This window comes from Pseudomonas sp., assembly GCF_026224925.1.
Taxonomy (GTDB): Bacteria; Pseudomonadota; Gammaproteobacteria; order Pseudomonadales; family Pseudomonadaceae; genus Aquipseudomonas.
Genome location: NZ_JAMFRV010000284.1, coordinates 1 through 14120, shown reverse-complemented (window position 1 = coordinate 14120; position 14120 = coordinate 1). Strand labels below are relative to the sequence as shown.

The window sequence follows — 14120 nt, the reverse complement described above, 5'->3', positions numbered from 1 at the left end:
GAGGATCTGGAAATGGCAATCCAGGCGCGGGCGTGCATCGGCTAGCCGGGGGGTAATAGGTTCGAGACAGCCAACCCTGAAGGAGCGACGATGTCCGACGACACCCAAGACAAGCTCGAAGCCGAGGCAAAGAAGCACAACGATGCGATGCCAGCCGAGACTGCGCTCGGCAACGCTGACCCGGCCGGTGGCGGCGCACGTTTGTACCGCAGCGGCGACCGTGCGCGGTTGCGTCGCGACGGCGAAGTGGAATTCCTCGGCCGTGTCGACGAGCAGGTAAAATTGCGCGGCTACCGGGTCGAACCGAACGAAATCGCCGAAGCGCTCAAAGCGTTGCAAGAGGTTCAGGATGCGGCAGTGATTCTGCTGGAAAGCGCTGACGGCGTGCAGTTGTGCGCCTTTTGCGTAGCGGCTCAAGGCACCACGCTGGAAATGATCCAGACCCGTTTGCGCGAGCAGTTGCCCGATTATCTGCAACCGGCGCGCTGGCTGTTGCTTGATGCTTTGCCAGTGACCGCCAACGGTAAACTCGACCGCAAGGCCCTAGTGGCACTGCCGCTGGACGACTCAACAAATCAGCGTGCGCACATCGTGGCCGTCGAAGGTGAAGTGGAAACCCTGCTGGCCGAGATCTGGTGTGATGTGCTCAAGCGCGACAGGGTTGGTGTCACCGACAACTTTTTTGAGCTGGGTGGAGACTCGATCCTCAGCCTGCAGATTATTGCTCGCGCACGTAAGCGCGGGCTCAAAGTCACGCCAAAACAGCTGTTCGAAGCGCAGACCATTCGTGGCTTGGCGCAGCGGCTCGACGTGCAACCGGCCACCGCGCAAACGCCAAAAAACGAAGTCATTGCGCGCCTGAGCAGCCGCGACAATGGCGTGCTGTCGTTCGCTCAACAACGCCTTTGGTTCCTCTGGCAGTTGGCGCCACAAAGCACGGCGTACACCATCAGCGCGGCGGTGCGTTTGTCAGGCAAGCTTGATGAACACGCGTTGCAGGGCGCTTTCGAGGCTGTGGTTGGGCGCCATGAGGTACTGCGTACGCGGTTTATCGAAGTCGATGGCGAGCCTCGGCAACAGGTATTGGCCCAGGCAACAGTCGAATGGAGCACCGTCGATCTAGCGCCCGGTACCGATGTGCAGGCGCTGGTGGCCATGCACGCGGCGCAACCGTTCGATCTGGCTCGCGACCCGCTGGTGCGTTTGCGCCTGTATCGGTTGGGGGAGGGCGAGCACGTGCTGAGCTTGGCCTTGCACCACATTGTCGGTGATGGCTGGTCGATGAACCTGTTGATCGAGGAATTCGTTCAGACCTACCGCCACGCGCTAAGTGCAGACGTGCCGAGGTTGGCGCCGCTGGCGGTGCAGTATCTGGATTACGCTGCTTGGCAGCGCGGCTGGCTGGCCCAAGGTGAGGGTCAGCGTCAGCTTGGCTGGTGGCGTGATTACCTGGGCTCGCAACAACCGCTGCTGGAACTGCCCACCGACTTCGCTCGGCCAGCGGTGCAAAGTTACCGTGGCGCTACCTTGTCTTTCAGTATCGATGCCGGGCTCACCGGGCAACTGGCGCAGCAGGCAAGAACCCACCAAGCGACACCGTTCATGTTGCTGCTGGGTGCCTTCGCCGTGCTGCTGCAACGCTACAGCGGGCAAGACGACTTGCGAATCGGCGTGCCGTTGGCTAACCGCTCGCGGGTTGAACTCGAAGGCTTGATTGGGCTGTTCGTCAACACTCAGGTGCTGCGCCTGCTGCCCGATCCAGCGCAACCTTTCAGCGCGCTGCTGGCGCAGATCAAGGCTGACGTTGCCGGCGCCCAAGCCAACGGTGATCTGCCGTTTGAGCACTTGGTCGAAGCCCTACAACCGCAGCGCAGCTTGAGCCACAACCCACTGTTTCAAGTGATGTACAGCCACACCCGTCAGCGTTCCCAGGCCTTGGCGCAACTTTCTGAGCTGAGCATCGAAGCGCTGCCCCGTGACGACCGCACGGCGCAATTTGATTTGGCACTGAACACCGAAGAGATGCCCGACGGGACGCTGAAAGCCACGTTTACCTATGCCACCGATTTGTTCGCGGCGGCCAGCGTGGTGCGCCTCAAAATTGCGTTCAGTCAGTTGCTGCAGCAACTGGGCAGCCGCCTCGACAGCCCGGTGCAAGACCTTCATCTGCTGGACCCCGCGCAGCGGCCGGCGCTGGAAACTGATCCGCGTGCGTTTGGGCCCGACGTTCTCAGCGCGTTTACTGCCCAAGTTTTGCGCACTCCCCACGCGCCTGCGTTGAGTATGGCCGGGATCACCCTCGATTACGCCGAATTGGATCGTCGTGCCAACCGCCTTGCGCACTGCTTGCAAGACAACGGCGTCGATCAAGAAGTGCTGGTGGGCATCGCCGCAGAGCGCTCGCTGGAACTGGTGATTGGCCTGCTGGCGATTCTCAAGGCGGGTGGCGCTTATGTGCCACTGGACCCGGATTACCCCAGCGACCGGCTGGCTTACATGATCGAAGACAGCGGCGTGGATTTGCTGTTGACCCAACGCCATTTGGCCGAACATCTGCCGGTCACTTCGGGCGATCTGACGACTATTTACTTCGACGACCTGACACCTGCCGAGTTAGCCGATTACCCGCACACCGCTCCGGTTTTGCAGGTTCAGCCTGATGCCTTGGCGTACCTGATCTACACCTCCGGCTCCACCGGGCGGCCCAAAGGCGTGGGTAATACCCATGCCGCGTTGGCTAACCGATTGGCCTGGATGCAAGACGCTTATGCATTGGATGCCACTGACCGGGTGCTACAGAAAACCCCATTCAGTTTTGACGTGTCGGTGTGGGAATTCTTTTGGCCGTTGATCAATGGCGCCTGCCTCGTGGTTGCTGCGCCGGGCGTGCACCGCGAGCCGGCGCAACTGGCGGCGCTGATCCAGCAAGAACGCATCAGCACCGTACATTTCGTGCCCTCGATGCTGCAGGCATTTGTCGCCGAACCTTCGGCCGCCGTCAGCAGCAGCTTGAAACGCATCGTTTGCAGCGGCGAAGCCTTGTCGGTGCCGACCTTGCAGCAGGCGCAACACTGCTTGCCACAGGTCACGCTGTACAACTTGTACGGCCCCACCGAAGCGGCCATCGACGTCAGTCATTGGACCTGCGGCGCAGAGCTGGGCCGGGTGCCCATTGGTCTGCCGATCGCCAATCTGCGCCTGTACATTCTCGACGCCACGTTGCAGCCGGTTGCCGCTGGCGCCGTGGGCGAGTTGTACCTCGGCGGTGCCGGCTTGGCCCGTGGTTACCACCGCCGTGCCGGCCTCAGCGCGGAACGCTTCGTCGCTAACCCGTTCACCCTCGACGGCGGACGCATGTACCGCACCGGCGACCTGGCACGCCAACGCCCGGACGGCGCCATCGATTACCTTGGTCGCGGCGACCATCAGGTCAAACTGCGCGGCCTGCGCATCGAACTGGGTGAAATCGAAGCCTGCCTGCGCGCCTGCCCGAACGTCGAAGATGCCGCCGTCAGTGTGTTTGAATCAATCGCCGGCGCGCAGCTGGTAGCCTATGTCTGTGGCATCGCTGAGCGTGAATCGCTATTGAATCAACTGCGCCAACAGCTTCCCGATTACATGCTGCCTAACGCCTTTGTGTTCTTGCAAAAACTGCCGCTGAACGTCAACGGCAAGCTGGATCGCAAAGCATTACCAGCCCCAGAATTTGCCGCCGCCCGCGAGCACCGTCCGCCCTGTACGCCGGTTGAAATCGAGGTCGCACTGATCTGGCAAGAGCTGTTGGGCGTCGACCGGGTCGGTCTGGACGACAGCTTCTTCGAACTCGGCGGCCACTCGCTGTTGGCCACCCAAGTACTGGCGCGGATCAAACGACGGTTAGCGGTAGAACTGCCGCTGCGGGTGGTGTTCGCCAGTGAAAACCTCGCGGTACTCGCCGATCAGGTTCAAGCCGCGTTGGATCAGACGGGCACCGCCAGCGAAATCGATAGCATGAACGCGCTGCTCGACCAGTTGGAGATGCAACCATGAGCACGCTTCCTCACGTCGCGTTGCAGCAAATCGCTGAGCGCCTGAATGCTCTGGCCCCGGAGAAACAGGCGCTGTTTCTTGAGCAGCTGGCTGCGCGGGGCATCGACTTCGGCAAATTGCCCATCGTGGCGGCGCCTCGGGTTGAATCGCTGCCGATGTCCTACGCGCAACGGCGTCTATGGTTCCTTTGGCAACTGGAGCCGCACAGCGCGGCGTATCACATCCCCTGTGCGTTGCGCTTGCGCGGCGCGTTGGACACTGCGGCCATGACCCAGGCGCTGAGCAACGTGGTTGCGCGGCACGAAGCGTTGCGCACGCGTTTTCCCAGCGTCGATGGGCAGGCCACGCAAGTTATCGATCCGCCCGCTGACGTGCCGGTTACGCTCGTCGATCTGAGCGATGTGCCGTCGATCGAGCGCGAGGCCCGCGCCCATGCGCTGGCCATGGCTGACAGTTGCGCAGGGTTTGATTTGGAAAACGGACCCTTATTGCGAATTAGCCTGCTACGACTGGCGACAAACGATCACGTGCTGCTGCTGACTCTGCATCACATCGTCGCCGACGGCTGGTCGTTGAACCTGCTGGTGGCGGAATTTTCCGAGCAGTACGCGGCCTTGGTCAATCAGCAACCACTGTCGGACGCCCCATTACCTATTCAGTACGCCGATTACAGCGTGTGGCAGCAACGGTTGTTGGCCGCAGGTGAGCGTGATCGGCAGTTGCAATACTGGCAACATCAGCTGGGTGGCGAGCAGCCGATGCTGGAGTTGCCCCTCGACCAGCCGCGTCCAACGCAACCGAGCGGGCAGGGCGCGAGTCTGCTGTTCACGTTGCCAGACGCCCTCAGCCAGCAATTGCGGGAACTCGCCAGGCGGCATGGCGCGAGCCTGTTCCATGTGCTGTTGAGCACCTTTCAAGTGCTGCTGTATCGCCACAGCGGCCAAGCAGATGTGCGGGTTGGGGTGCCGGTGGCCAACCGTCACCGGGATGAAACCCGCGAGTTGATCGGGCTGTTCGTTAACACCCAAGTGCTGCGCAGCGAGCTACAGGAAGAACAGGCCTTTAGCGAATTATTGATCGCCGTACGCGACACCGCGCTGGCCGCTCAAGACCACCAGGATTTGCCGTTTGAAGTGCTGGTAGATGCCCTGGCGCCAGAGCGTAACGTTAGCCGCAGTCCGTTGTTCCAAGTGATGTTCAACCACCAACAACGGGCCTTCGCCGAGTTGACGGGGTTGCCCGGACTCCAGGCTGAGGTGTTCGCCCAAGCCCCGCGCAGTGCCCGGTTTGATCTGTGCCTGGACACCGAGGAGTCCCTCGACGGCCAATTGCAGGCCACCTTCACCTACGCCGTCGAGCTGTTTAGTGCTACGCGTATCGGCAGCCTGCGTGATCAATTCGTCAGCGTGCTGCAACAGGTACAGGCCGCCCCAGACACCCGCTTGGCAGACCTGCGTTTGCTGACAGCGGAGCAACGGCTCGCGGTGCTAGCCATCGGCAACGATACTGCCCGAGGGTTTTCCGAACAGGCTTTGCATCGTTTGTTCGAGGCCCAGGCACAACGCACGCCCCAAGCCATCGCGGTCAGCGCTGGCGAGCAAAAACTGACTTACGCAGCACTCAATGCTCAGGCCAATCAGTTGGCCCGACGTTTGATCGAATGGGGCGTAGGGCCAGACCTGCTGGTCGGCGTGGCCCTGGAGCGCACCCCGCGTCTGCTGGTTGGTTTGTTGGCAGTGCTCAAAGCGGGCGGGGCCTATGTGCCGCTCGATCCTGAGTACCCGGCAGAACGCCTGACATTGATGCTACAAGACAGTCAGACCCATTGGTTGTTGACCGAAGAAGCGCTGCTGCCGCAATTCGCCCATTGCGCTGCCCGTAGCTTCTGTCTGGACCGTGACTGGCCGAGCGTGTCTGATCTGCCATCCACTGACCTGTCGGATCAACAACGACCAAGCCATCCCGAACAGTTGGCGTATTGCATCTATACCTCGGGCTCCACCGGCACACCGAAAGGTGTTGCCGTGCGCCACAGCAGTCTGGTGAACTTTCTCGCGAGCATGGCTCGCGCTCCCGGCATCGCGGCCAATGATCGGGTGTTGGGGCTGACTTCACTGTCGTTCGATATCGCCGGATTGGAGCTGTACTTACCGTTGCTGTGCGGCGCACAGCTGGTGCTGGTTGATCGCAATGCTGCGCGTGATCCCCAGGCGCTGTCGCAGATTATTCGCCGTCACGGCGTAAGCCTGGTGCAAGCTACACCGTCGACGTGGCGGCTGTTGCTGGACGGTGGCGAACCGCAGGTGTTGGCGGGTTTGACGTTGCTGTCAGGCGGTGAGCCGTTGGCCGAAGACCTGGCCGCGCGGCTGCTGGCGTTGTCGCCACGGCTGTGGAATTTGTATGGCCCAACTGAAACCACCATTTGGTCGGCACAGTGGGCGCTGAGCCCAACGGCGCCGCAACCGTGGCTCGGCGTACCAGTGGAGAATACCGTGTTGCACGTCCTCGACTCGCGTCTGGAGCCGGTGCCCCACGGCGTTGCCGGTGAGCTGTACATTGGCGGCGCGGGGCTGGCGCGGGGTTATTGGCAGCGGCCGGGATTGAGTGCTGAACGCTTTGTCGCCGATCCGTTTGGCCGCGCCGGCGAGCGTCTGTATCGTACGGGCGACTTGGCTCGCTACGGGGCTGACGGGGTGCTGGTGTATCTCGGTCGAATCGACCAACAAGTAAAATTACGTGGTTACCGCATCGAACCCGGCGAAATCGAAGCGCGAATGCTGGAACATCCGCAGGTTCGCGAAGCCGCTGTAGTGGTGCGTGATACGGCGCAGGGCCGGCAGTTGGTGAGTTACGTGGTGGGCATCGACGACGCCGAGTTGCCCGCCCTGCGCGCGCGGTTGGTGGAAGTCCTGCCGGAGCACATGGTGCCTGCGCAATGGGTGCTGCTCGACGCGTTACCGCGCACGCCTAACGGCAAGCTGGATCGCAAGGCGCTACCGGCGCCGGTCAGCGCTGTGCCACAGGCGCTCTACAGTGAGCCAAGTTCCGCCGCCGAACGTGCACTGGCGCAGATCTGGCAACACTTGCTGGGCGTTGAGCAGGTTGGGCTTGAGGACAACTTCTTCGCCTTGGGTGGCGATTCCATCAGTTCGATCCAAATGGTCAGTCGCGCTCGAGCGGCGGGCTGGGCCATTGAACCGAGGCAGGTTTTTCAGTTTCGGACATTGAGGCTGCTGGCGGCGGTTGCTTTTGCAGTAGACGCCGCTGCTTTGGTGCAGGTACAGCCTTTCGCCTTGGCTGATTTGACTTCGTCCGACCGTCTGCGTTTGCCCATGGCTGAGCTGGATGATGCTTATCCGTTGACGCCGCTGCAACACGGTCTGTTGTTTCATGCTCGGCATGCCGCCACCGCTGATGTCTACATCAATCAACTGCGAGTCGATGTGCAGAACCTCGACCCAGCCCGTTTCCGTCAGGCATGGCAGGCAACCTTTGCGGCGCATCCAGGCTTACGCGCGAGTCTTGATTTTGAGGGCCGCGAGCAGCCCTTGCAGTTGATTCACCGTGAAGTGGACGTCCCGATGGCCATCGTCGACGGGCTGGCATTTGCGGTAGAGGATCTGGAAAATCTGGCGCGGCAGGACCGCGAACGTGGCTTCGAACTGGACACCGCACCGTTGCTGCGCCTGACCTTGGTACGTACCGGCCCGGCGCGGCACCATTTGTTGTACACCAGCCATCACATCCTGCTGGATGGTTGGAGCACTGCGCAGCTATTGGGTGAAGTGCTCAAACGCTATGCCGGTACAGAGGTCGATGCTCATGGGCAGGCTGAGCACCCACGGGAGTTTCTCGCGTGGTTGCAGCAGCGTGATCTGGTTGCGGACGAGGCATTCTGGCGCCAACAACTGGCGGCATTGGCGCAACCCACCCGGTTGGCGTCTATCTTGCCGCGCTCGGCTCACGGTCGAAGCGGTGCAGGGGAAAGCCTGCGCCGATTGGACTCAGAACGTACCGCGCGCCTGGAAGCATTCGCTCGGACAACGGGCGTCACCTTGAACACTCTGGTGCAAGCCGCGTGGTCGTTGCTGCTGCAGCGTTGTACCGGCCAAGCCACGGTTGCCTTTGGCGCTACGGTGGCTGGACGTCCGGCGCACTTACCGGGTATCGAGCGTCAACTGGGCCTTTTCATCAACACCTTGCCACTGGTGCTGACGCCGGCCTCTGAACAAACGGTGGGCCAATGGCTGCTGTCGGTTCAGGAATCGAGCCTGGCTATGCGCGAGCACCAACACACCGCCCTGGCAGACATTCAGGGTTGGGCCGGGCAAGGCGGTGCTGCGCTGTTCGACAGCCTGTTGGTGTTCGAAAATTACCCGTTGTCCTCGGCGCTGCAACACGGCGCGGACGCCGGTTTGGTCTTCGGTCCGGTGGCCAGTGACGAGCGCACGCATTACGCGTTCACGTTGATTGTGGTGCCGGGTGTCGAGCTGTCGTTGAGCGGCAAATACCCGCTGGACACCTTCGATGAATGGGCCGGTGCACGGCTGCTGGAGTGTTTGGAAAACCTGTTGCTGGCCATCGCTGAAAACCCGTTGCGCAGCGTCGGTGATCTACCGCTGTTGAGCGTGGTGGACCATCAGCGGCAGGTCCAGCAGTGGAATCACATCGACGATGAACCTGAAGTGCTGACCCTGCATCAACGCTTCGAACGTCAGGCTGCCTTGGAACCCCAGGCCTTGGCGTTGATCCATGGTCAGCAGCGCATGAGCTACGGTGAACTCAATGCGCTGGCCAATCGCCTGGCGCATAAGCTGCGAGCGCGGGGCGTTGGTCCCGGCGTGAAAGTCGCGATTGCTCTGCCGCGCACTGCGGATTTGCCCATCGGTCTGCTGGCCGTGCTCAAGGCGGGCGGCACCTATATTCCGCTGGACCCAGCGTACCCGGCCGAACGATTGGCTTATATGCTGCAGGACAGCGGCGCGGCATTGCTGCTGACGCGTGAGGTGCTGATTGCGCAATTGCCGACGCATTCTTCTGTGCAGTCGCTCGATGAAGACCTGAGCGCCTGGCCGGCTCACGACCCGTCGCCAACGAGTACGGCGGATGAACTGGCTTATGTGATTTACACGTCGGGCTCCACCGGCCAACCCAAAGGCGTGGCGATTACCCATCGCAGCGCCAGTGCCTTGGTGCAGTGGTCGCTGGCGACCTACAACCGGGAAGATCTGCAGGGCGTACTGGCGGCAACCTCGGTGTGCTTCGACCTGTCGGTGTGGGAGTTCTTTGTCACGCTGTCGGCAGGCGGTTATCTGCTGCTGGCGGACAACGCGCTGGCCTTGGCGCAACTACCATCCCGTGGGCAAGTGCGTTTGATTAACACCGTACCGTCGGCGATTGCCGCGTTGCTGCGAGCAGGGCACATCCCGGACAGCGTGCGGGTCATCAATCTTGCGGGTGAAGCGTTGCCCCAGCGTTTGGTCGACGAGCTTTATGCGCTGGGCCATGTGCAGCATATTTACGACCTGTACGGACCTTCGGAAGACACCACGTATTCAACTTGGGCGCGGCGTGAGGCGGGCGGTGTGGCCAACATCGGGCGCCCGGTCAGTTGGACCCGCAGCTACGTACTCGACGTCGATTTGAACCCGCTGCCGGAAGGCGTGGCTGGCGAGTTGTATTTGGCCGGGGCGAAACTTGCTCGTGGTTATCTGGGCCGGCCGGGTCTGACCGCTGAACGTTTCGTCGCCAGCCCGTTCGTGGCCGGCGAACGCATCTACCGTACCGGCGACTTGGTGCGCTATGGCGCCCAGGGCGTGTTGGAATACGTGGGGCGCATTGATCACCAAGTGAAGATTCGTGGCTTTCGGATCGAATTGGGCGAGATTGAAGCGCGGTTGCTGGCTCATCCATTGGTTCGCGAAGCAGCAGTACTTGCAAGTGAGGGTGATGACGTCCGGCAACTGATCGCCTACGTGGCGGCGGAAGATGCTGAACATCTGCGTCAGTCGCTGGAAGCCCACCTGAGGGAGAGCTTGCCGGACTACATGGTGCCTGCGCAGTGGGTGATTCTTGACGCGTTGCCACAGACGCCCAACGGCAAACTGGATCGCAAGGCATTGCCTGCGCCGCAAGTCCTATTGCGGGACTATTCCCCACCGCGGAACTCGCTGCAAATGCAATTGGTCGGTATCTGGCAAACCCTGCTCGGCCTTGAACAAGTGGGCATTACGGATGACTTCTTCGAACTGGGCGGCCACTCGTTGTTGGCTACGCAATTGCTCTCAAGGGTGCAGCGGGAGTTGCAGGTTAGTTTGAGCTTGGCTGAGGTGTTTGGTTGCACGACGGTGTTGGCGCTGTCGGAGTTGATCGCAAGCCGTTCGGTGCCGGTGGACAGTGGGAAAATGAACCGTATGAGTGATTTGATGGCGATGCTGGAGGATGATTGACCGGTACTTTGCGGTTGTCGAAGATCTACTGTGGGAGCGAATTCATTCGCGATCGGCTGCGCAGCAGTCGTAGGTCGGTTAACGCAAATCTGGCAGATTTAGCTGTATGTGCCAATTTGGGACCGCTTCGCGATCCATCGCGCTCCTACATGATTTTGATCTGTCTTTGAGATCTGCTGCGTATTGAATATCAAATTACGGAAAGAGGCCCCGTAAAACCATGCGGCCGGAGTGAGGAAATTCCGAGCCTAGGCGGGGAACTGTATGGTGGGGCAAGCCCTTTTGGCGGGACCTTTTTGCGGTTCGGCGCCCCGACGTCTGAAAAAGGTTTCTCGCTGTGAAAGCGCAACCATAAGACCAGCAACCACAAACGCCGGATATACACCCCAAACTCAGCGCCACCAATCAAAGCCTTAAATATCCTGCAACACCCTTCGTCAGTATTGGATAGACAACGACCTCGACCGGGGCCGTTCAGTGAACCGATACGGCGCTTTCGCGAGCGCGGCGATGGGAAAAACGTCAAATGAATGCACAAGAGTCCTTGGAACTGGCACGCCGTTTTATCAGTCTGCCCCTAGAGAAACGCAGTCGTTTCTGGCAGGGCATGCGCGATGAAGGTCTGGACATCGGCCAGTGGCCGATCCCGGCAGGTGTTGCACCAGCCCAGCGGGCCGCCTTGTCATTTGCCCAACGGCGGATGTGGGTCCTGTGGAAAATGGACGTCGACAGCGGCGCCTACAACCTCTCCAGTGCCGTTCGTTTGCGCGGTAGCCTGGACCACTGCGCGCTTAACGCCACCTTCGACGCCTTGTTACAACGCCATCCCGCGCTGCGTACCACCTTTGGCCAAGACGACGGCGAGGTGTTTCAGTCAATCAACGACAGCGCCCACATTGCCCTGGTCGAGAAAGATTTCAGTGCGCAGGCAGATGATCAGCGCGACAACTTGGTCCGCCAGTACCTGGAAGACGCAGCCCACGCACCGTTTGATCTGGAACAGGGGCCGTTGCTGCGTGCCCATTTGCTGAAACTCGGCGGCGAGGAACGGGTGCTGCTACTGACCATGCACCACATCGTCTCTGATGGTTGGTCGTTGGGTGTTTTGATCCGAGAATTTGCCGAACTTTACCCGCGCCTTTGCCTCGGGCAACCCCCACAACTGGCGCCATTGCCGATTACCTATGCCGACTACGCACTGTGGCAGCGCAGCCTGTTGGAGGCCGGTGAGGGTGAGCGCCAGTTGAGTTACTGGCGTGCCCAACTAGGTGACCGTCGACAGCCCCTTGAATTACCGACCGATCGGTCGCGCCCAGCGATTCAGAGTTATCGCGGCGCCAGTCTGAGCTGGCGCTTTAACCGGGAACTGGCGGGTGACCTGCGCGCATTGGCTAAAGCCGAGAACGTCAGCCTGTTCATGTTGCTGTTGGCAGCCTTCAACCTGCTGTTGCAGCGTCACAGCGGTCAGTCGGACCTGTGCATCGGTGTGCCGGTCGCCAACCGTAGCCGCTTGGAATGCGAAGGCCTGATCGGCTTTTTCGTTAACACCCAAGTGCTGCGCAGCCAGCTGGACAGCCGCGAAGTGTTCAGCGACTTGCTGGCTCGGGTAAAGATCACCGCCCTTGAGGCCCAGGCGCATCAGGACTTGCCGTTCGAACAGTTGCTTGACGCCTTGGGTCTGGAGCGAAGCCTCAGCTACAACCCGTTGTTTCAGGTGATGTTCAACCACCAGCAACGCGACCTGCGCGCATTCGATCAACTGGCTGGGCTCAGCGTTGAACCCATGGAATTGGGCAGTAAAACCGCCAAGTTCGACCTTGGCCTGGACACGATGGAGGATGATCAGCACGGTTTGAGTGCCACGTTCAGCTACGCCACCGACCTGTTCGACAGCGTGCGTATTGAGCAACTGCGAGACCATTTTCAGACGCTATTGAGCGGTATCGTCGCCGACCCGCACCGCGCCGTTGGTGATTTGCCAATGCTCGGTGCTGCCGAACAGGCGCAGCTGTCGAGCTGGAATCAACTGCAGCCAAGGGTTGCTCGGCAGCCAGTGCATCACTGGTTGTCCCGCGTGGCTGCCGAGAACCCACTCCGCGAAGCTGTGCGTTGTGGCGATCAACGCCTGACCTTTGCCCAGCTGGAGCAACGTGCCAACCGTCTGGCCCATCACCTGCGCAGCGAAGGCGTCGGCGTCGAAGTGCGGGTGGGTGTGGCGCTGCCGCGTAGCCCTGAGATGATCGTTGCCTTGCTGGCGGTGCTCAAAGCCGGTGCCGCTTATGTGCCGCTGGATGCCAGTTACCCCCGTGAACGCTTGGCCTATCTGATGCAGGATTCCGGCATTGCTTTGTTGCTGACCGATACCTCGTTGCTGGGGATTCTGCCGGTGCCGGAACACGTGCATGCGTTGGCGCTGGATCGCCTCGACCTCAGCGCTATGTCGGACATTGCGCCTGAAGTCCGGGTGCATGCCGACAATCTGGCCTACGTGATTTACACCTCGGGCTCCACCGGTCAGCCAAAGGGCGTGGCGGTGGCCCACGGCCCGTTGCGCATGCACATCGAAGCCATCGGCCAACGCTACGAAATGAGCGCCGAGGATTGCGAGCTGCACTTCATGTCGTTCGCCTTCGACGGTGCCCACGAGCGTTGGCTCACCGCCTTGACCCACGGTGCACGCCTGCTGTTGCGCGACGATGCGCTGTGGACCCCGGAACAAACCTACATCGCCATGCACGCACACGGCGTCACCGTCGCCGCGTTCCCGCCGGTGTATTTGCAACAGCTGGCCGAACACGCCGAACGCGACGGCAATCCGCCAGCGGTACGGATTTACTGCTTCGGCGGCGATGCCGTTCCGGAAGCCAGTTACCAACGTGCGCAACGTGCTTTGCGTCCGCAGTACATCATCAACGGTTACGGCCCGACCGAAACGGTGGTCACGCCGCTGATCTGGAAGGCTGATCAACAGACCCCAACCGGCGCGCCTTATGCGCCAATTGGTTCACGGATTGGTCAGCGCAGCGCGTGGGTGTTGGACACTGATTTGAACCCGGTGCCGGTGGGCGTCGCGGGTGAGTTGTATCTGGGCGGCGAAGGTTTGGCTCGGGGTTATCTGAACCGCGCCGGGCTGACCGCCGAACGCTTTGTCGCCGATCCCTTCAGCCTTGAAGGCGGTCGTTTGTACCGCACCGGAGATTTGGTCCGGCAGCGGGCGGACGGTACGGTGGACTATTTGGGACGTTTGGATCACCAGGTAAAGATCCGTGGTTTCCGGGTGGAGCTGGGTGAAATCGAAGCACGTCTGCAAGCACAGCCGGAAGTGCGTGATGCGGTAGTGGTGGCTCGCGACGGCATCAGCGGTAAGCGTCTGGTGGCGTATATCGTCGCCAGTGAGGCTGATGACACGCTGTGTGAACGTCTGAAATCAAGGCTGCAAGAGAGCCTGCCGGATTACATGGTGCCGGTGCAGTGGTTGTTGCTGGAGAAATTGCCGGTCACGCCAAACGGCAAACTGGACCGACAGAACCTGCCGGAGCCCGGCGCGCAGGAAAGCCAGCGCGCTTACGTGGCGCCGCGTACCGAGTTGGAAAAGGCCCTGGCCGAGATATGGCAAGCGGTGCTCAAGGTCGAACAGGTCGG

General features: G+C 61.0%; 3 protein-coding genes. All 3 read left to right on the top strand.

The window, feature by feature from the left end; all coding sequences use genetic code 11:
* Positions 1 to 90: 90 nt before the first annotated feature.
* Positions 91 to 4029 (top strand): amino acid adenylation domain-containing protein, encoded by a 3939-nt coding sequence (locus tag M0974_RS12430; protein ID WP_297836671.1) that lies wholly within the window; start codon positions 91 to 93, stop codon positions 4027 to 4029.
* Positions 4026 to 10478 (top strand): non-ribosomal peptide synthetase, encoded by a 6453-nt coding sequence (locus M0974_RS12425; protein WP_297836669.1) that lies wholly within the window; start codon positions 4026 to 4028, stop codon positions 10476 to 10478. The genes M0974_RS12430 and M0974_RS12425 overlap by 4 nt, the downstream gene beginning before the upstream one ends.
* Before the next feature lie 526 nt (positions 10479 to 11004).
* On the top strand, positions 11005 to 14120 hold a 3116-nt coding region (locus tag M0974_RS12420; protein WP_297836666.1), incomplete at its 3' end, for an amino acid adenylation domain-containing protein.

Bases quoted from the DNA above. Each gene is read 5' to 3' on its own strand.
- M0974_RS12430 (WP_297836671.1), top strand. From the start codon at position 91: ATGTCCGACGACACCCAAGACAAGCTCGAAGCCGAGGCAAAGAAGCAC.
- M0974_RS12425 (WP_297836669.1), top strand. From the start codon at position 4,026: ATGAGCACGCTTCCTCACGTCGCGTTGCAGCAAATCGCTGAGCGCCTG.